We start from the raw sequence: 18,996 nt of genomic DNA, 5'->3' as shown, positions 1-18,996 counted from the left end.
ACAGCCATCATATTTCTTCGCAACCTTTGCAAGTTAACTAAGCGCTTTGGCGAAACTTGGCAACTGAAACGGGTGGACCTGCGGATATGGGCTGTGCCATCGTCGGGTTAGCACAACAGTGAAGCTGTCACGGCGTTAGCAATTAACAAGGCGAACGACGCGGCGGTGGAACAAGGCGACTGAAACAACCCGAAGGAGCAGTCCTATGTCGACCGTGGGCACCCCCAAGTCACCGGAGCAGATCCAGCACGATTGGGATCACAACCCCCGCTGGAAGGGCATCACCCGTACCTACACCCCGGCCGACGTGGTTGCCCTGCAGGGTTCCGTCGTCGAGGAGAACACCCTGGCCCGCCGCGGCGCCGAGGTGCTCTGGGAGCAGCTCCACGACATGGACTTCGTCAACGCGCTGGGCGCGCTGACCGGTAATCAGGCCGTGCAGCAGGTCCGCGCCGGCCTCAAGGCCATCTACCTGTCCGGGTGGCAGGTCGCCGGTGACGCCAACCTGTCCGGCCACACCTACCCCGACCAGAGCCTCTACCCGGCCAACTCGGTGCCGCAGGTCGTCCGCCGCATCAACAACGCGCTGATGCGCGCCGACCAGATCGCCAAGGTCGAGGGCGACACCTCGGTCGAGAACTGGCTCGCCCCGATCGTCGCCGACGGTGAGGCCGGCTTCGGTGGTGCGCTCAACGTCTACGAGCTCCAGAAGGCCATGATCGCCGCCGGTGTCGCCGGTTCGCACTGGGAAGACCAGCTGGCCTCGGAGAAGAAGTGCGGCCACCTCGGTGGCAAGGTGCTGATCCCCACCCAGCAGCACATCCGCACCCTGACCTCGGCCCGCCTGGCCGCCGACGTCGCCGACGTCCCGACCCTGGTCATCGCCCGCACCGACGCCGAGGCCGCCACCCTGATCACCTCCGATGTGGACGAGCGCGACCGCCCGTTCATCACCGGTGAGCGCACCAACGAGGGCTTCTACCGGGTGCAGAACGGCCTGGAGCCGTGCATCGCCCGCGCCAAGGCCTACGCGCCGTACGCCGACCTGATCTGGATGGAGACCGGCACCCCGGACCTGGAGCTGGCCAAGAAGTTCGCCGAGGGCGTCAAGAGCGAGTTCCCGGACCAGATGCTGTCCTACAACTGCTCGCCGTCGTTCAACTGGAAGCAGCACCTGGACGACGACACCATCGCCAAGTTCCAGCGCGAGCTGGGCGCGATGGGCTTCAAGTTCCAGTTCATCACGCTGGCCGGCTTCCACGCCCTCAACTACTCGATGTTCGACCTGGCCCACGGGTACGCCCGCGAGCAGATGAAGGCCTACGTCGAGCTGCAGGAGCGCGAGTTCGCCGCCGAGGAGCGCGGTTACACCGCCACCAAGCACCAGCGCGAGGTCGGCGCCGGCTACTTCGACCGGATCGCCACCACCGTGGACCCGAACAGCTCGACCACCGCGCTGGCCGGTTCCACCGAAGAGGGTCAGTTCCACTAGCAGCTGCTGAGCTGCCGAGCGTGGGTGCTGTGTGCGTATTCCGACACAGTTTCGTGCACAGCACCCACTCTCGCGCGCAGTAGTTCTCGACAGCAGCAGGCCCCGCTCAGAATTTTTGGGCGGGGCCTGTTCTGCGTATAGAAAGAGAAGTCGTGAGCAATCAAATTGAACGTGTAGGTGTGATCGGTGCCGGCCAGATGGGCGCAGGTATCGCCGAGGTGTCCGCGCGTGCCGGCGTCGACGTGCTGGTGTTCGAGACCACCGACGCACTGGTCACCGCGGGCCGCAACCGGATCACCAAATCACTCGAGCGTGCGGTCAGCGCGGGCAAGGTCACGGAGCGGGAGAAGGACGCCGCGCTGGGCAAGCTGGCGTTCACCACCACGATCGACGATCTGGCCGATCGTCAGCTGGTCATCGAGGCTGTGATCGAGGACGAGAACGTCAAGGCGAAGATCTTCGCAGACCTGGATCGCGTGATCACCGACCCTGACGCGGTACTGGCCTCCAACACCTCCAGCATTCCGATCATGAAAATCGCAGCAGCTACACAGAATCCTTCCAGGGTGCTGGGCCTGCACTTTTTCAACCCCGTTCCGGTGTTGCCGTTGGTCGAACTGGTCAGCACTCTGGTGACCGCAGATGCCGCCGCGGCGCGCGTCGAGGAATTCGCCAGCACGGTGCTCGGAAAACAGGTTGTGCGTTGTTCTGACCGGTCGGGTTTCGTGGTCAACGCGTTGCTGGTTCCGTACCTCTTGGCAGCCGTCAGAATGGTCGAGGGCGGCTTTGCCACAATTGACGATGTCGACAAGGCAGTGGTGGCGGGGTTGTCCCATCCGATGGGGCCGCTGCGGCTGTCCGATCTGGTCGGTCTGGACACCCTAAAGCTCATCGCTGACAAGATGTTTGACGAGTTCAAAGAGCCTTTGTACGCCGCGCCGCCGCTTCTGCTGCGTATGGTCGAGGCGGGTCAGCTGGGCAAAAAATCGGGCCAGGGCTTCTACAAGTACTGAGTAGGGCCGAGCTGGCACTATGGCCAAGGCTTAGCTAGTCTACCCACAGGAGGGCCTGCCGGCTCGCTCTATAGAGTCTGCATGTAAGAACACGTGTCGGCCCCAAACCAACGGTCGTCAGCAGCAGAAACGCAAAGAGGTAATTTTTCGTATGTCTAACGTCGAGTCCGATCTTGCTCCGTACTACGAGGAGTCGCAGTCGATCTACGACATCTCGAATGAGTTCTATGCGCTGTTCCTCGGACCGACCATGGGCTACACCTGCGGTTACTACGAGCGCGAGGACATGAACCTCGAGGAGTCGCAGAACGCCAAGTTCGATCTGGCGCTGGGCAAGCTCGACCTCAAGCCGGGTATGACGCTGCTGGACATCGGCTGCGGCTGGGGTGGCTGCCTGGAGCGTGCGCTGATCAACCACGACGTCAACGTCATCGGGATCACGCTGAGCAAGGAACAGTCGGACTATGCCCGCAAGCGGCTGGCCAAGATCGACACCAACCGGAACGTCGAGATCCGGTTGCAGGGCTGGGAAGAGTTCAACGAGCCCGTCGACCGCATCGTCTCGATCGGTGCATTCGAGGCGTTCAAGCAGGAGCGCTACCCGATCTTCTTCGAGCGGGCCTACAGCATCCTGCCGGAGAACGGCGGCCGCATGCTGCTGCACACCATCCTGGCGCACACCCAGCAGTTCTTCCGTGAGAACAACATCAAGCTGACGATCAGCGACCTGAAGTTCATGAAGTTCATCGGTGAGGAGATCTTCCCCGGTGGGCAGCTGCCTGCGGTCGAGGACATCGAGAAGCTCGCCGACGGCTCGGGTTTCAAGCTGGAGCGCATCCACCTGCTGCGTCCGCATTACGCGCGCACGCTGGACATGTGGGCGGCCAACCTGGAGGCCAAGAAGGACGAGGCCATCGCCCTGCAGGGTCAGGAAGTGTACGACCGGTTCATGAAGTACCTGACCGGTTGCGCCGACTTCTTCCGTCGCGGCATCACCAACATCGGCCAGTTCACGCTGGTCAAGTAGTTACTTTCCAAAAGCAGCCTCCGACACCGTCGGGGGCTGCTTTTGTTTGTGCCCTGTGTGCCGAAACTGTACTCAGGGACAGAATCCGCGCGGATCTTGTCCGTGAGTGCAGTCTCGGCGCGAGAAACTCAGGCGGAAGCCAGCCGCTTCTTCTCGGCCTCGACGTCGAAGTCCGGCGGTGGCCAGGACATGTTGAGGCCTTTGAGGGCCTCGATCAGCAGCTCGGTGATCGCGAGCCGGCTGTACCACTTCTTGTCGCACGGCACGATGTGCCAGGGCGCGTAATCGGTCGACGTCTTCTCCAGCATTGCCTGGTAGGCCTCCTGGTACTTGGGCCACAGCAGCCGCTCGTCGATGTCAGCCGGGTTGTACTTCCAGTACTTCTCGGGGCGGTCCAGCCGTTCGGACAACCGCGCCTTCTGCTCGGCGAGCGAGACGAACATGGCCACCTTCACCAGCGTGGTGCCGGCATCGACCAGCTCGCGTTCGAAGGCGTTGATCTCGTCGTAGCGGGCGCCCCAGACGTCCGGCGGCACCAGGTTGTGCACACGGACGATCAACACGTCCTCGTAGTGCGAGCGGTCGAACACCCCGATATGTCCGGCCGGTGGTAGCGCATTGCGGATCCGCCACAGGTAGTGGTGGGCGCGCTCCTCCTCGGTCGGCTTGCCGAAGCTGGTGTACCGGATGCCCTGTGGGTTCGCTGCTCCCACAACATGTTTGACGATGCCGCCCTTGCCTGCGGTGTCCATGCCCTGCAGGATCAGCAGCACCGAGCGGTTGTCGTCGCCACTCTTGCTGCGGGCGTAGAGCATTTCCTGTAGCGAGGCGAGTCGCAGATTGCGCTCGGTCTGCAGGGTGGGTGCGTCGCTCTTGTTCCCGCGGAATCCCGGCGTGCTGTCGGTGTCGATTCGCGCGACCTCGTCGCCCGGGCGGAAAGCCAGCTGGTCATGTGGTTCGTGGGTCCACAGGGCAGGCAGATCTCTGTCGCTCACCCGATCAGTCAAGCAGTTGTGGCGGCAAAACCGGTGACGGGTGCGGCAGTGAGTTGAACTTTTCCAGCGAGCCGCCGACTTCCACGATGCCGCACAGCGCGTTCCACTCCAGCATGGTCAGGTAGTCGATCAGCTCGTCGGCGGTCATCCGCGGGTTCGACATCCACGAGTGGGTGGCCAGCTGCACGCCGCCGACGGTGTGGAACGCCCACGCCTCTGCGCCGCGGGTATCCATACCGGCCTGGGCCATCCGGCGGCGCAGCATGACGCCGAGCATGCGCGCGATGATCTGCTCGGAATCGGCGACCGCCTTGCTCTTGCTGGCCGAGTTGTTCGCCATCACGAAGCGATACGGTTCTGGTTCGGCGGCAACGGTTTCCACGTACACCTTGATGATCTCGCGGGTCAGGTCGAAACCGTCGAGGTTCGAGGACAGGGCTGCCGCCATGTTCGGGATCAGGGTGGTCTGGGCGAACCGCATCATCACTGCGGTGGTGAGATCGTTCTTGTCGACGAAGTAGCGGTAGAGCACAGTCTTGGACACGCCGATCTCGGCAGCGATCTCATCCATGCTGACGTTGCTGCCCCGGCGTCGGATCGCTTCGAGGGTGCCGTCTACCAACTCATTGCGCCGCTCCACCTTGTGCTGGTGCCAGCGCCGCTTGCGTCCATCGGTCTTCACCGTCACCGGCGGAGTCTGCTGTGCCACTGTCGCAGTAGTCCCATTCCCTAGTTCCACTTGATACTACGGCGAAACTGCGGATACCGGCCTGTGGGTCAGACCGTCAGTCGCGGCGATAGCGCAAGATGGAAAGGTGGCACATCGATCCGACGCGGGAGTCCGCGCGCTTGCGGGCACGCGGCCAAGTTTTGCCGAGACGCTGGTCGGTGCGGACAGCGCCGCCGACGCCGAACGTCTACGGGGTTTGCGGAGGATGAAGCTCGTTGCGCTGAGCTTCCTGGTCGGCGCCACAGTGATCTTCCTGTTGTGCACCTGGGCCCAGTCGCGGGGGGCGGCCGGTTGGGTCGGGTATGTGCGGGCTGCGGCCGAGGCCGGCATGGTCGGCGCGCTTGCCGACTGGTTCGCTGTGACGGCGCTGTTCAAGCATCCCCTCGGGCTGCCGATCCCGCACACCGCCATCATCAAGCGTAAGAAAGACCAGCTGGGGGAGGGTCTGGGCGCGTTCGTCCGGGAGAACTTCATGTCCCCCGAGGTGATCGCGAACAAGTTGCACGACGCGCAGGTGGCGGGTCGGTTCGGCAAGTGGCTGAGCGACCGATCCCACGCCGAGCGGGTGGCCGCCGAGGCGTCGACCGTGCTGCGCGTCGGGGTGGAGATGCTGCGCGACGAGGACGTTCAGCATGTGCTGGACCGGATGATCGTCAAGCGCATCGCCGAACCGAAATGGGGACCGCCGATCGGCCGGGTGCTGTCGACCCTGCTGCAGGAGGGTCGTCAGGAAGCGCTGATCCAGTTGCTGTGCGACCGGGCGTTCCAGTGGTCACTGAACTCCGGTGAGGTCATCGAGCGCGTCATCGAGCGGGATTCGCCGACCTGGTCACCCCGTTGGGTGGACCACCTGGTCGGGGACCGGATCCATCGGGAGCTGATGGACTTCACGGACAAGGTGCGCCGTAACCCCGACCATGAGCTGCGGCGCTCGGCCACCCGGTTCCTGTTCGAGTTCGCCGACGACCTGCAGCACGACGAGGCGACGATTCAGCGCGCCGAGAACGTCAAGGAACAGCTCATGGGCCGCGACGAGGTGGCCCGGGCGGCCGAGACCGCGTGGGCGGCTGCCAAGCGGATCATCTTGGAGTCGGTGGATGACCCGTCTTCGGCGTTGCGGACCCGGATCGCCGACTCGGTGATGCGGATCGGCGAGTCGTTGCGCGACGATGCCGAGCTACGCGACAAAGTCGACGGCTGGATCATCCGGGGCGCAAAACACCTGGTCGCTGAGTATGGGACCGAGATCACAGCAATCATCACCGAGACCATCGAGCGCTGGGATGCCGACGAGGCGAGCCGCCGGATCGAGCTCCATGTGGGTCGTGACCTGCAGTTCATCCGGATCAACGGCACCGTGGTGGGTTCGTTGGCGGGCCTGATCATCTATTCGGTAGCTCAACTACTCTTCTGACCTGCGCTAACTAGTGCTTGCAAAAGTTAGCACCCCGTCGTAGCGTGAATTTCGTCGTTAACGGATACCCGGGCTACGAGGGGAATGACATGGCGCAAGAAGAAAATCTCGCGGCTGTCGTCTCCAACGCTGCGCAGGACATCGGGAGCTTCATCCGCGCCCAGCGTGAGGCGGCACAGGTATCGGTACGGCAGTTGGCCGAGAAGGCCGGCGTCAGCAATCCCTACCTGAGCCAGATCGAACGGGGATTGCGGAAACCCTCCGCCGACGTGCTCAACCAGATCGCGAAGGCACTGCGGGTGTCTGCGGAAGTTCTCTATGTGCGTGCCGGGATCTTGGAGCCCAGCGAGCCCAGCGAGGTCCGCGACGCCATCGTCAACGACGTGGGGATCACCGAACGGCAGAAGCAGGTGCTGCTCGACATCTACACGTCGTTCCGTCAGCAGAACGAAGCCGATGCAGGTGAGGAGCCGACAACTGACTGACAACTCACCAGCTGCCCGAATAACCACTCGCACGAAAAGCCATCCTGAGAAAGGAATTCGCATGACCGAGAAGACTCAGCCCACCATCGAAGACCTCAAGGCCCCGCTGCTGGCCGCCGTCGGCGCCGCTGACCTGGCCCTGGCCACGGTCAACGAGATCGTCGCCAGCCTGCGCGAGCGTGCCGAGGGTGCGCGCACCGACGCCGAGGCCCGCGTCGAGGAAGGCCGCGCCCGCCTGACCAAGCTGCAGGAAGACCTGCCGACCCAGTTCGACGAGCTGCGCGACAAGTTCACTTCCGAGGAGCTGCGCAAGGCCGCCGAGGGCTACGCCGATCAGGCCACCGCGACCTACAACAAGCTGGTCGAGCGTGGCGAGGCGGCGCTGGAGCGCCTGCGCAACCAGCCGGCCATCGAGGAAGCCGCCAGCCGCGTCGAGGGCTACACCGACCAGGTCACCGAGCTGACCCAGGATGCGCTGGGCACCGTGGCCTCGCAGACCCGCGCGGTCGGCGAGCGCGCCGCCAAGCTGGTCGGCGTGGAGCTGCCGAAGAAGGTCGAGAAGGCCACCGAGACCGCCGCCGCGAAGGCTGCCGCCCCCGCCAAGAAGGCTGCTCCGGCCGCCAAGAAGGCCGCCCCCGCCGCTCCGGCCAAGAAGGCCGCCCCGGCCGCCAAGAAGACCACGGCCGCTCCGGCCAAGAAAGTCACCCAGAAGTAAAACCGGTGTTGACCCCTGTCGGTCGACGCTAGTGATGACGCCCGCATAGGCTGGTGAGGTGCAACTCGCCAACCTTGCGGGCGTCATCCTTACAGCGCTCAGTTATCTGGTCGTTGTCGCGGGCGTCTACGCCTTCGTACATGCGGCAATGCAGCGTCCGGACGCCTACACGGCCACCGGCAAGCTCACCAAGCCGGTTTGGCTCGCCATTCTGGGAGCCGGCGTGGTGCTGACGCTGCTACTCGGCGGTGTTTTCATCGCCGTCATCTCCGCCTGCGCCACCGGCGTCTACCTCGTCGACGTGCGACCAAAACTGCTTGAGATCCAAGGAAAGTCGCGCTGACCCGATGCGCTCACCTCTTGCCGCGCTCGGCGCGGCAGCCATCGCGCTGGGCGCACCACTGACCTCGGCTCCCGCTGCGACCGCCGACCCAGGCGTCGACCACGTGTACGTCGACCACGTCGAATGGGCCAAGTGGGGCGATATGTCGAGCCTGCGCGTCTATCCCACCGACGCTGCCCGCGCACTGACCCACCAGCCCGGCAGCGTGGCCCAGGCGGATCAGGCCTGGGCCGAGGTACTGGCCCTGTCCCCGGACGCCGACCTGCCCGGAATGCGTGAGCAGTTCGTGTGCCACTGGACGTTCGCCGAACTTGCCGAGCCGGGCAAGACCAGCTGGAACCTGGAGCCGTGGCGACCCGAGGTCAGTCCCGAGGTGATGCTGGCCAGCGGATGCAATCCCGGCGGCAGCGAGGAACCGTTCTGATGGGCAGTTACACCCGTGCCCAGGTGGCGGCACTGGTCGACCACACCCTGCTCAAGCCCGAGGCCACCGTGGCCGACGTCGAAAAACTGGTGGCCGAGGCCGTCGACCTCGAGGTGTTCTCGGTGTGCGTGTCACCGTCGCTGGTGTCCGCCGCGGCCGCGGTCGCCCCGTCGGGTCTGGTGGTGGCTGCGGTGTCCGGCTTCCCGTCGGGCAAACACCTGGCCGAGATCAAGGCCCGTGAGTCTCAGCTGGCCGTGGCCGCAGGCGCCGCCGAGATCGACATGGTGATCGACGTCGGGATCGCGCTCAGCGGAGACCTGGACGCGACCGCGGCCGAGGTGGCTGCCGTGCGCGCCGCCGTCCCCGGCGCCACGCTCAAGGTCATCGTCGAGTCCGCGGCGCTGCTGGAATTCGCCGGCGAGTCGTTGCTACAGGACGTGTGCCGGGCCGCCGTCGGTGCCGGGGCCGACTTCGTCAAGACCTCCACCGGATTTCACCCCAGCGGCGGCGCTTCCGCCCGCGCCGTCGAACTGATGGCGCGCGCGGTGGGAGACGGCGTGGGGGTCAAGGCCAGCGGCGGCATCCGCACCGCCGAGGCGGCCACGACCATGCTCGACGCCGGGGCCACCCGGCTCGGCCTGTCGGGCACCCGGGCGGTGCTCGACGGCCTCACCGGTTAGCCCGGCGCGGACTCGCTACAGCTTGTCGAAGCAGGGGTCGTCGGCGGCCTTGGGCATCGAGGCGTTCGTGGTCGAGAACTTGGCCACCACGCCGCCGTCGGTGACCTGCACGCTGTCGGCGTGGATCCCCATCGGGTAGTTCTCGGTGAGCTGGGCGGTGAACTTGTCCAGGATCGGCTGCAGGGTCTCGCGCGGCCAGGACAGGCCGATCGCGCTCAGATCGACGATCTGCAATGAGATGCCCTTGTTGACCACCGTCGGCTTGGCGGTGATGGTGCCGAGCAGGCCCTTCAGTTCGATCGTCCCGTTGGACGGGTTGGTCTTCACATCCGAGATGGCCGAGCCGATGAACGGCAGCTGCACCAAGTCGGCCACCGTCTGACGGATGCCGTCGGTGCTCCAGTTGATGTCGGCGACCAGCGAGCCCACGGTGCCGCTGGCGTCAGCCGTTTCCTTGATCCGCACGTCTTCGATGCCCAGCTTCACCTGCATGCCCTTGGCATCGCGGATCTGGTTACCGGCCGTCTCGATGTTGATGTTGGTGTAGTGGCCGCTCACATGCTGCAGCAGGAACGGCGGCAGCGGGTCGAACGACGCCTTGGCGCCGTCCTGCACGATGCATTCCACGATCGAGGCGACGATCTTGTCGGCGCGGCTGCGGGCGAAAAGCTCACCGCCGAGCACACCGGCGGCGACCAGGGCCAGCACGATCACGAAGACCAGCACCACCGACAGCGGATCCGAGAACAGCTTCCTGACCTTCGCCAGTGCCGAGGGGTCCTGCGGCTGGGGCGCGGCGGGTGCCGGTTGTTCGACCTGACCCGGCTGTGCCGGCTGACCCGGCTGATCCGGCGCCGGGGGCGACGGAGGCAGCTCCGCCGAAGGCGCTGACGGGGACTGGTCGGTTGGGCGAGCCCAGGGATCGGTCACCCCAGCGATTGTGCCTTACCCAACTGAGCGAACTGTGAGCGGTTCTGCAGCACCGCGATGGTGTCCCGGACCTGGTTGGCGGCTTCGAGGTCGACGTCGAAGACCAGCAACTGCGGGTCCGCGCCGGCCGAAGCGAGCACCTCGCCGGTGGGGGAGGTCACCACGCTGCCGCCGACGCCTGTCGGTCCGACCTCGGCGATCTCATCGCCCGGGTAGGCCTGGTCCACCGCGGCGATGAAGCCGGTGGTGTCCAGTGCGCGGGCCCGGGCCAGCAGGGTCCACTGCTCGAGCTTGCCGGGCCCGGATCCCCACGAGGCATGCACGGTGATCAGCCGGGCGCCGCGACGGGCCAGCTCCACGTAGAGCTCCGGGAACCGGACGTCGTAACAGGTGGTCAGGCCGACCGTGACTCCGTCGACAGTGATCGTCACCGGATCGAAACCCGGTGCGACAGTGCGTGATTCGGTGAATCCGAAGGCGTCGTAGAGATGGATCTTGTGGTAGTGCGCGTCGACGCCGGGGCCCGTCGCGATCAGGGTGTTGGTGACCCGTCCGTCGTCGCCGGGGACGAACATCCCGGCCACCACGACCACTCCGGCCCGTGCGGCGATCTCGCGCACCCCCGTCGCCCACGGCCCGTCCAGGCCCTCGGCGACCGGGGACAGCGGCACGCCGAACCGGCACATCGTGGCCTCGGGGAACAACACCAACCGAGCGCCGGCATCTGCAGCGCGCCGGGTGAACTCATCGACCAACGTCAGATTCGACGACGGGTCGGTGCCGGTGGCGATCTGCGCCAGGGCAATTCGCATGCGCCTCAGCCTAGTGGCGCCACGGTGTTCAATGCGTGGCCGGCGCCACGGAAGACCAGGGGACCGTCAGCACGCCGTCACGCAGCCGGCGCCGCGGCGGCGCGACCTGGTAACCCTCCGCACGCAACAGCTCCACCATGGCCCGCCATCGCACCCGCGGCCCGAACACGCCGTGCCCGGCCGCGCTGGCCCAGGCCCGGTCGGCAGCGCCGAGCAGCGTGTGGATCGGCTGGCCTTCGACGTTGTGATGGATCAGCACTTTGGGCAGCCGCTCGGCCAGATCCGAGGGGCGCTCGATGCCGAAGGGATCGCAGGCCAGGGTCAGGCTCACCGGCCCGCCCTGGTCCAGCAGCACCCAGCAGCATCGGCGGCCCAGCTCGTCGCAGGTTCCGTCGACGATCAGCCCACCGGGCGCGAGCCGGCGCGACATCGTGGCCCAGGCCTCCGGCACCGCCTCGACCGGGTACTGGCGCAACACGTTGAAGGCCCGCACCAGCACCGGGCGCAGCCCGGCCAACTCGAACCCGCCGAGCGCGAACCGCACATCGGTGCCGCCGGCCACCGCCCGCGCGGTGGCCACCCGCTCAGGGTGGATCTCCAGGCCGACGACCCGGACGTCCGTTCGGACTGCCTGCAGGCGCGCCGCCAATTCGAGAGTGGTCACCGGTAGAGCGCCATACCCGAGGTCGACCACCAGCGGATCGGCAGCGGCCCGCAACACGGTGCGCACCCGCGGCGAGTGCACCAACCAGCGGTCGCTACGGCGCAGCCGGTTGTACCCGGTGGTGCCCCGGGTGACCGCGCCAACAGGCTTAGACGTGCTCGGAGATCCAGTCAGCGGTGAACGCCCCCTCGATGCCGAACACTTCGTTGACGGATTGCAGCACCAGGTCTTCGAGCTTGCCCCCGATCAGGGGCATCGACACCTTGCACGTGCTGTCGACCTGCAGCCGGCTACCCGTGGAGGCCCCGGTGAGCGCATAGCGGCCGTCGAGCCGGCCCGGCGCGTGGGAGACCGACGCCGCGTAGTGGCCGTTCACACCATGCTGGTCGAAGGGGCCGAAAAACTGCCTGCGGGTGATGGCCATGTCGAGCGGTATCACCGTCCGCAGGATCGCGGGCAGCTCCGCGCGCGGCAGCACCTGGCGGAACTCGACCTCGATCCCGTGCTCGTCGGACCGGAATTCCGTGATGTCGGACTTCCCCGGCGTGAGGTCGTCATATCGGTCCATCAGGGACTGCCAGTACTCGTCGCTCGCGTACGCGGCATAGACCGTCTCGGCGGGGGCGTCGAACGCCAGCGTGTACTCCAGGCGCCTGCTCACGGATAACGACGGTACCGGTGCCCTCAGGAGTGATCGGTGATCCACACCGAGGTGAAGCGTTGCTCGGCGGTCAGCAGCTCGACCAGCTGCCTGCCGATGAAGCTCTCGATCTTCCCGCCGACCAGCGGCACCCTCACCTCGACCGTGATGCGCACCGACAACCGGGACCCGCCGTCGGTGGTGGCGAGAGTCGCGGTTCCGGACAGGGATACCGGGGCGCCGGCGACGGAGCCTTGGACGGTGCCCTGGGCCGCGCCGTCACGGATCGGCTGCCAGTGCTCCTCACGCCGGATTCTCAGATCGCCGCGGTGAAACTGCGACACCAGCCCGGGCAGGCGGTCTGCGCGCAGGATCTGTGTGGTGACCGCCTCGATACCGCCGTCGTCGGTCACCGTCAGGGCGTCCAGCGTGGTTTTGTCGGCCCCCGAATCGGCGAGCCGCGCCAGCCAGTACCGTTCGTCCGCGAATGCCCGGTGGACCTGTTCGACGCTGCCTTTGTAGTCGGTGGCCATGTCGAATGATCGCGGCATAGCTGGTCAGGCTACCGTTACGGCCCGTGGTCAGTTCGTATGTTGCCGGTGTCGCAGTCGCCGAGGCGGTTGCGCTGGCGCCGCTGACCACACTGCGGGTCGGCCCGGTGGTACCCCGGGTGCTCACCTGCACCAGCACCGACCAGCTCGTCGATGTGCTGCGCGCCGTGGCCGAGCCGATCCTGGTGCTGGCAGGTGGTTCGAACGTGGTGCTGGCCGACGACCTGGCCGACACGATGCCCGACCTCACCGTGGTGCGCGTGGCCAACACCGCCGTCACGGTCGAGGGCAACCTGCTGCGCGCCGAGGCCGGCGCGGTGTTCGACGATGTCGTCGTCACCTCACTGCGGCACGGGCTCGGCGGGCTCGAATGTCTGTCCGGGATACCGGGATCGGCCGGGGCCACCCCCGTGCAGAACGTCGGCGCCTACGGGGCCGAGGTCGCCGACACCATCAGCCGGGTGCGGCTACTCGACCGGCGCACGGGTGAAGTCCGTTGGGCCGCACCGGAAGAACTCAAGTTCGGGTACCGCACCAGCATCCTCAAACACTCCGATGCCGTCATCGTGCTCGAAGTCGAGTTCGCCTTGACTGCGGATGGGGCCAAGGACAGGCGAAGCGCCCCGCTGCGTTACCGCGAGCTGGCCAATGCGCTGGGCGTCGAACCGGGGGAGCGCGCCGACCCGCTGCGAGTTCGCCAGGCCGTGCTGCAGTTGCGCGCGGGCAAAGGCATGGTGCTCGACGCGAACGACCACGACACGTGGAGCGTCGGATCGTTCTTCACCAACCCGGTGGTGACGCAGGCCGAGTTCGAGCGGGTGCAGGCCACTTTCCGGGCCGGCGCCGGGGCGGAAGAGGCCGGACCGGTGCCGCACTACCCCGCGCCCGATGGGGTGAAGCTGGCCGCCGGCTGGCTCGTCGAGCACTCCGGCTTCGGGAAGGGCTACCCCGGCGACGGCGCTCCCGCGCGACTTTCCACCAAACATGCGCTGGCTTTGACCAATCGTGGCGAGGCGAACAGTGCCGACGTGATTGCCCTGGCCAGAGCGGTGCAAGCGGGTGTCCGGGACCGCTTCGGGATCACTCTGGAGCCCGAGCCGATTCTGATTGGGTGCGAACTATCAGTACCCTAGATCCACGTGAGCCCTGCCGGTGATATAGAGGCCGATGCGCCGTTGTTCAATCGGCGGCGTGCCCTGACGGTGTTGACCGTCGGAATGGGAGCCGGATTGCTGGCTGCCTGCTCGGGAGAATCACCCATCTCGAAGCCTCAGGCCGAGGAGCCGACGGCGCCGACGGTGACCTACGAGCCTGCCGCCGACTCCGAGGATGTGCTGCCGACCGCGCCGGTCGGAGTGAAGGTCGACAACGGCTCGTTCCAGCGCGTCAGCCTGACGAATGCCAACGGCAAGGCGGTCGCCGGCAAATTCAACAGCGACCGCACCGCGTTCACTGTCACCGAACCCCTCGGCTACGAGTCCACCTACACGTGGGCCGGCGCCGTGGTGGGGAAGGACGGCAAGGCCGAACCCGTGCAGGGCAAGTTCACCACCGTCGCCCCACAGAAACAGGTCAACGGTCAGTTCCAGCTCGCCGACGGCCAGGTCGTCGGCGTGGCCGCGCCGATCATCCTGCAGTTCGACGCCGCGATCGACGACAAGTACCGCGCGACCGTCGAAAAGGCCCTCCAGGTCACCACCACGCCTGCGGTCGAGGGCAGCTGGGCCTGGCTGCCCGACGAGGCCGGGGGCTCGCGTGTGCACTGGCGCACCAGGGAGTACTACCCGGCCGGAACCAAGGTCAGCGTCAAGGCGCCGCTGTACGGGATCAGCTTCGGTGACGGCGCCTACGGTGCGGCCGACTCCACGCTCGACATCGAGATCGGCCGCCACCAGCTGGTCAAGGCCGATGCGTCCACCCACCGCATCCAGGTGTTCGACGGGTCCGGCGCGTCGATCATGGACTTCCCGTGCAGCTACGGCGAAGGCGATCTGGACCGCAACGTCACCCGCAGCGGTATTCACGTGGTCACCGAGAAGTACGAGGACTTCTGGATGACCAACCCGGCCGCGGGCTACTCCAACGTGCACGAGCGCTTCGCGGTGCGGATCTCCAACAACGGCGAGTTCATCCACTGCAACCCCAACAGCATCGGGGCGCAGGGCAACACGAACGTCACCAACGGCTGCATCAACCTCAACCTGGAGAACTCGCAGCAGTACTTCAACAGCGCGATCTACGGCGACCCCGTCGAGGTCACCGGCACCCGCATCGACCTGTCCTACGCCGACGGCGACCTCTGGGACTGGGCGGTGGACTGGAACGAGTGGAAGTCCATGTCGGCGTTGTCCTCGGAGGACTCACCGGCGAACCTGCCTGCCAGCGCGCCGGCGACACCGACGGACGCGCCCACGCTGTCGGGTACTCCCACGACCACCACGCCGCCGAAGCCCGCGCCCGGGGGCTAGGGCCCTGCGTTGATCTGGCGGCTATTTCCGGTTGAACCGCCCGTGTGGCGCCTGGTCGCGCGGCCGGATCACGATCTGGTCGAGGTTGACGTGTGACGGCCGCGAGGCGACGAAGCCGATCACCTCGGCGACGTCTTCGGCGACGAGCGGGGTGATGCCCCGGTACACGTTGTCCGCACGTTCCCGGTCGCCGTCGAAGCGCATCAGTGAGAAGTCGGTCTCCACTGCGCCCGGCGCAATCTCGGTGAGCCGCACCGGTTTTCCGAGGAGCTCACCGCGCAGCGTGCGGTGCAGCGCACCCTGGCCGTGCTTGGCCGCGGTGTATCCCGAGCCACCGTCGTACGTCTCGAACGCCGCGATCGAGGTGACCGTGACGATCAGGCCGTCGCCGGAGGCGATGAGCTTGGACAACAGCGCCCGGGAGACCCGCAGGGTGCCCAGCACGTTGGTTTCCCACATCCACCGCCAATGTTCCAGGTCGGCGTCCAGTACGGGCTCCAGCCCCCTGGCCCCGCCGGCGTTGTTCACCAGCACGTCCACCCGGTCCAACTGGGCCGCCATGGCGTCGACGGCGGCCTGGTCGGTGACGTCCGCCACAATCGCGGTCCCGCCGATCTCCTGGGCCAGCGCCTGGATCCGGTCGGCCCGGCGGGCTACGCAGACAACATGAAATCCCAGGCCGGCAAGTGATTTGGCGGTTGCAGCACCGATTCCCGCGCTGGCGCCGGTCACCACTGCCACTCTTTTGTCTGACTGAGATGTCGTCACCTGACCAACATTAGATGGCGTGCTAAGTTCTTCGTGTGTCCGGAAGTCTCCAGTCCCGCTTCGTGCGGCGTGCGTGTTGTTGTCGCGCACCCCGCCGCGCCTGACTGAACCCGGACACCGTTTTCCCGTCCTGCTGAGTCGCCAGGTGTGGTCTCTCCCCACCAGCCGACAAATCAGTAAGGACAATTCACGTGACCACCGTCATCGCCGCTCCCCGCCGGAATCCCGCCCGTAATGCCGCCGTCTCCTCGTCCGGCACGTCGGCGCGCACCTCCCGGTCCCTGGCCGCCGCCTCGCGTTATCCGCAGTCGCGGCTCCTGCACATCGTCGCGCCGTCGCTGAAGGTGCCCGATGCCGCCGCGGCATCGGTGTTCAGCGCGGTCCGCACCCGCGGCCCCATCGCCCGGGACGCCATCGCGCAGCTCACCCAGCTGAGCATCGCGACCGTCAACCGTCAGGTCACCGCGCTGCTCGAAGCCGGAATCCTGCGTGAGCGTGCCGATCTCGCGGTTTCGGGGGCCATCGGACGGCCTCGCGTTCCCGTCGAGGTCAACCACGAGCCTTACCTCACGCTCGGCATCCACATCGGTGCCCGCACCACCAGCATCGTGGCCACCGACCTGTTCGGTCGCACCCTCGACGTGGTCGAGACGCCGACCCCGTCGGGATCGCAGTCCGCGGCGTTGGCCACGCTGGCCTCCAGCGCCCGCCGTTACCTGAGCCGCTGGCACCGCCGTCGTCCGTTGTGGGTCGGTATCGCCGCCGGTGGCGTCGTCGACAGCGCCACCGGGTATCTCGATCACCCCCGACTGGGGTGGGTCGATGCCCCGGTGGGGCCCGTGCTCGCCGAAGCCCTCGGGTTGCCGGTGTCGGTCGCCTCACACGTCGACGCGATGGCCGGTGCCGAACTGCTGCTGGGTGGACGGCGTTCCTCGCCGGAGTCCGTCGGCGCCCCGTCCCGGACCAGTCTCTACGTGTATGCCCGCGAGACCGTCGGCTACGCGCTGTCGATCGACGGCCGGGTGCACTCGCCGGCCAGCGGACCAGGCACTATCGCCGGTCTGCCTGCGCAGTCTGAATTGCTCGGTGGCACAGGACAACTGGAGTCCACCGTGAGTGACGAGGCGGTACTCAACGCGGCCCGCAAGTTGCGGATCATCCCGGCTGAAGGCCCGTCCTCGACCCTGGGGACGGTGCTGCGCGCGGCCCGGCAGGGCAACGAGAAGGCGGTCGAGCTGTTGGCCGATCGGGCCCGGGTGCTCGGCGAGGCCGTCGCGCTCCTGCGTGATCTGCTCAACCCCGACGATCTGGTGCTCGGCGGCCAGGCCTTCACCGAATACCCGGAGGGCATGTCCGTCGTGGAGGACGCCGTCGCGCGGCGTTCGGTGCTGGGGCCCCGCGATATCCGGCTGACGGCCTTCGGAAACCGGGTGCAGGAGGCCAGTGCCGGCATCGTTTCGCTGGGCGGTCTGTACGCCGATCCGATCGGTGCCATGCGGCGCGCTCAAACCCGCCGATCCGCAGCGGTGTAGACATGTCTGTGTGCGTCTAGCCCCGGACCTCGAGATTCCGCGCCGCGTTGCGGTGCTATCCGTACATACTTCGCCGCTGGCGCAGCCGGGTACCGGTGATGCCGGCGGGATGAATGTCTACGTGTTGCAGACCGCATTGCAGCTGGCCCGGCGCGGTGTCGAGGTGGAGGTTTTCACCAGGGCCACCTCGTCGTCGGACGCCCCGGTGGTGCAGGTGGCTCCGGGCGTGCTGGTGCGCAACGTGGTGGCCGGGCCGTTCGAGGGCCTGGACAAGTACGACCTGCCCACCCAGCTGTGCGCGTTCACCGCAGGGGTGTTGCGCGCCGAGGCGACCCATGAGCCCGGCTACTACGACGTCGTGCACTCGCACTACTGGCTGTCCGGTCAGGTCGGCTGGCTGGCCCGCGACCGCTGGGCGGTGCCGCTGGTGCACACCGCGCACACCCTGGCCGCGGTGAAGAACGCCGCGCTGGCCGCCGGGGATTCACCCGAGCCGCCGTTGCGTGCGGTGGGGGAGCAGCAGGTGGTCGACGAGGCCGACCGGCTCATCGTCAACACCGAACATGAAGCACAGCAACTGGTTTCACTGCATCAAGCTGATCCGGGACGGATCGATGTGGTACATCCGGGCGTCGATCTGGATGCGTTCACCCCGGGGGATCGCGCCGCGGCACGGGCAATCCTGGGCATTGCGCCCGACGAGCAGGTGGTCGCGTTCGTGGGCCGGATCCAGCCGCTCAAGGCGCCCGACGTGCTGCTGCGCGCCGCGGCCAAACTGCCCGGGGTCCGGGTGCTGGTCGCCGGCGGACCGTCCGGCAGCGGCCTGGCCGAGCCCGACACCCTGATCCGCCTGGCCGACGAACTGGGCATCACCGACCGCGTGACCTTCCTGCCCCCGCAGTCCCGTGACGAGCTGGTCAACGTGTACCGCGCCGCCGATGTGGTCGCCGTGCCCAGCTACTCCGAATCCTTCGGCCTGGTCGCCATCGAGGCCCAGGCCTGCGGTACCCCGGTGGTGGCGGCCGCGGTCGGCGGTCTGCCGGTCGCGGTGGCCGACGGGGTCAGCGGAGCCCTGGTCGAAGGCCACGACGTCGACGACTGGGCCGCCGCGATCGACGGCGTGCTGCAGCGCGATCCGGATCCACTGAGCGTGGCCGCAGCGGCCCACGCCGCGCAGTTCTCCTGGGGGCACACCGTCGACGCCCTGCTGGACAGCTACGCGCACGCGATGAGCGACTACCGGTCCCGGCACCGCAGGCCCGGCCGTCGTCCCGGGCGGCGGTTCGCACTGCGTCGCGGGGTGCGGGCATAAC

The 18,996-nt window shown here is 66.9% G+C and carries 21 protein-coding genes; 13 read left to right on the top strand and 8 right to left on the bottom strand.

What is annotated here, in order from left to right; translation table 11 throughout:
* The first annotated feature begins 205 nt into the window (after positions 1-205).
* The 3 genes from aceA (at position 206) to ACWEFV_RS23935 (ending at position 3,532) form a co-directional block, all read left to right on the top strand.
* Positions 206-1,492, top strand: coding sequence for an isocitrate lyase (aceA, locus tag ACWEFV_RS23945; protein ID WP_039314369.1), 1,287 nt, complete (start codon positions 206-208; stop codon positions 1,490-1,492).
* Positions 1,493-1,644: 152 nt separating this feature from the next.
* Positions 1,645-2,505, top strand: a complete 861-nt coding sequence (locus ACWEFV_RS23940) for a 3-hydroxybutyryl-CoA dehydrogenase (protein ID WP_450071999.1) — start codon at positions 1,645-1,647, stop codon at positions 2,503-2,505.
* Positions 2,506-2,656: 151 nt separating this feature from the next.
* A complete protein-coding gene (locus tag ACWEFV_RS23935; protein WP_135458517.1) occupies positions 2,657-3,532 on the top strand; it encodes a cyclopropane mycolic acid synthase family methyltransferase in 876 nt (291 codons plus the stop codon).
* Between the two features lie 128 nt (positions 3,533-3,660).
* Here the strand turns inward: ACWEFV_RS23935 and ACWEFV_RS23930 are convergent, their stop codons facing one another.
* Both ACWEFV_RS23930 and ACWEFV_RS23925 read right to left on the bottom strand, forming a co-directional pair.
* Complete coding sequence (locus tag ACWEFV_RS23930; protein WP_450071998.1) at positions 3,661-4,527, bottom strand: polyphosphate kinase 2 family protein; 867 nt, start codon at positions 4,525-4,527, stop codon at positions 3,661-3,663.
* Between the two features lie 4 nt (positions 4,528-4,531).
* Complete coding sequence (locus ACWEFV_RS23925) at positions 4,532-5,236, bottom strand: TetR/AcrR family transcriptional regulator (RefSeq protein ID WP_135458513.1); 705 nt, start codon at positions 5,234-5,236, stop codon at positions 4,532-4,534.
* Between the two features lie 106 nt (positions 5,237-5,342).
* Between ACWEFV_RS23925 and ACWEFV_RS23920 the strand changes: the two genes are divergently transcribed.
* The 6 genes from ACWEFV_RS23920 to deoC all read left to right on the top strand — a co-directional run bounded on the left by ACWEFV_RS23920 (position 5,343) and on the right by deoC (position 9,318).
* A complete protein-coding gene (locus ACWEFV_RS23920; protein ID WP_450071997.1) occupies positions 5,343-6,671 on the top strand; it encodes a DUF445 domain-containing protein in 1,329 nt (442 codons plus the stop codon).
* Between the two features lie 89 nt (positions 6,672-6,760).
* Positions 6,761-7,156 (top strand): helix-turn-helix domain-containing protein, encoded by a 396-nt coding sequence (locus ACWEFV_RS23915; protein ID WP_036442056.1) that lies wholly within the window; start codon positions 6,761-6,763, stop codon positions 7,154-7,156.
* A gap of 61 nt (positions 7,157-7,217) precedes the next feature.
* Positions 7,218-7,871, top strand: coding sequence for a heparin-binding hemagglutinin (locus tag ACWEFV_RS23910; RefSeq protein WP_135458509.1), 654 nt, complete (start codon positions 7,218-7,220; stop codon positions 7,869-7,871).
* A 58-nt stretch (positions 7,872-7,929) separates the two neighbouring features.
* On the top strand, positions 7,930-8,214 hold the full coding sequence (locus tag ACWEFV_RS23905; protein ID WP_135458507.1) for a DUF2516 family protein: 285 nt from the start codon (positions 7,930-7,932) through the stop codon (positions 8,212-8,214).
* A gap of 4 nt (positions 8,215-8,218) precedes the next feature.
* Positions 8,219-8,638: a DUF2599 domain-containing protein gene (locus ACWEFV_RS23900; RefSeq protein WP_450071996.1), complete on the top strand. Its 420-nt coding sequence runs from the start codon at positions 8,219-8,221 to the stop codon at positions 8,636-8,638.
* Positions 8,638-9,318: a deoxyribose-phosphate aldolase gene (deoC, locus tag ACWEFV_RS23895; RefSeq protein ID WP_450071995.1), complete on the top strand. Its 681-nt coding sequence runs from the start codon at positions 8,638-8,640 to the stop codon at positions 9,316-9,318. The genes ACWEFV_RS23900 and deoC overlap by 1 nt, the downstream gene beginning before the upstream one ends.
* Before the next feature lie 15 nt (positions 9,319-9,333).
* Here deoC and ACWEFV_RS23890 read toward each other — a convergent pair whose 3' ends face one another.
* The 5 genes from ACWEFV_RS23890 to ACWEFV_RS23870 are packed head-to-tail and all read right to left on the bottom strand — an operon-like array spanning position 9,334 to position 12,915.
* Positions 9,334-10,248 (bottom strand): LmeA family phospholipid-binding protein, encoded by a 915-nt coding sequence (locus ACWEFV_RS23890; protein WP_450071994.1) that lies wholly within the window; start codon positions 10,246-10,248, stop codon positions 9,334-9,336.
* Positions 10,245-11,060 carry a carbon-nitrogen hydrolase family protein gene (locus ACWEFV_RS23885; protein ID WP_450071993.1) on the bottom strand — a complete coding sequence of 272 codons (816 nt, stop codon included), beginning with the start codon at positions 11,058-11,060 and terminating at the stop codon, positions 10,245-10,247. The genes ACWEFV_RS23890 and ACWEFV_RS23885 overlap by 4 nt, the downstream gene beginning before the upstream one ends.
* A 28-nt stretch (positions 11,061-11,088) precedes the next feature.
* Positions 11,089-11,898 (bottom strand): class I SAM-dependent methyltransferase, encoded by an 810-nt coding sequence (locus ACWEFV_RS23880; protein ID WP_450072084.1) that lies wholly within the window; start codon positions 11,896-11,898, stop codon positions 11,089-11,091.
* On the bottom strand, positions 11,873-12,385 hold the full coding sequence (locus ACWEFV_RS23875) for a DUF2505 domain-containing protein (RefSeq protein ID WP_450071992.1): 513 nt from the start codon (positions 12,383-12,385) through the stop codon (positions 11,873-11,875). Before ACWEFV_RS23875 ends, ACWEFV_RS23880 begins: the two co-directional genes overlap by 26 nt.
* Positions 12,386-12,408: 23 nt before the next feature.
* A complete protein-coding gene (locus ACWEFV_RS23870) occupies positions 12,409-12,915 on the bottom strand; it encodes a DUF2505 domain-containing protein (RefSeq protein WP_450071991.1) in 507 nt (168 codons plus the stop codon).
* Positions 12,916-12,941: 26 nt separating this feature from the next.
* Between ACWEFV_RS23870 and ACWEFV_RS23865 the strand changes: the two genes are divergently transcribed.
* Entirely contained in the window at positions 12,942-14,048 is a 1,107-nt protein-coding gene (locus ACWEFV_RS23865) for a UDP-N-acetylmuramate dehydrogenase (RefSeq protein ID WP_450071990.1), read from the top strand.
* A 6-nt stretch (positions 14,049-14,054) separates the two neighbouring features.
* Entirely contained in the window at positions 14,055-15,383 is a 1,329-nt protein-coding gene (locus ACWEFV_RS23860; RefSeq protein WP_135458491.1) for a L,D-transpeptidase, read from the top strand.
* 21 nt (positions 15,384-15,404) lie between these two features.
* Here ACWEFV_RS23860 and ACWEFV_RS23855 read toward each other — a convergent pair whose 3' ends face one another.
* The gene (locus ACWEFV_RS23855) at positions 15,405-16,151 is read right to left on the bottom strand and encodes an SDR family oxidoreductase (RefSeq protein ID WP_450071989.1); all 747 of its coding nucleotides are present in this window, start codon (positions 16,149-16,151) and stop codon (positions 15,405-15,407) included.
* Positions 16,152-16,342: 191 nt separating this feature from the next.
* Between ACWEFV_RS23855 and ACWEFV_RS23850 the strand changes: the two genes are divergently transcribed.
* On the top strand, positions 16,343-17,683 hold the full coding sequence (locus tag ACWEFV_RS23850; RefSeq protein ID WP_450071988.1) for an ROK family protein: 1,341 nt from the start codon (positions 16,343-16,345) through the stop codon (positions 17,681-17,683).
* A gap of 10 nt (positions 17,684-17,693) precedes the next feature.
* On the top strand, positions 17,694-18,995 hold the full coding sequence (gene mshA / locus ACWEFV_RS23845) for a D-inositol-3-phosphate glycosyltransferase (RefSeq protein ID WP_450071987.1): 1,302 nt from the start codon (positions 17,694-17,696) through the stop codon (positions 18,993-18,995).
* Position 18,996: the final 1 nt, after the last annotated feature.

The sequence above is a fragment of the Mycobacterium sp. NPDC004974 genome (assembly GCF_053600815.1).
Note: the sequence above shows the minus strand (reverse complement) of the source record. Positions and strands in the feature narration are given on the sequence as shown.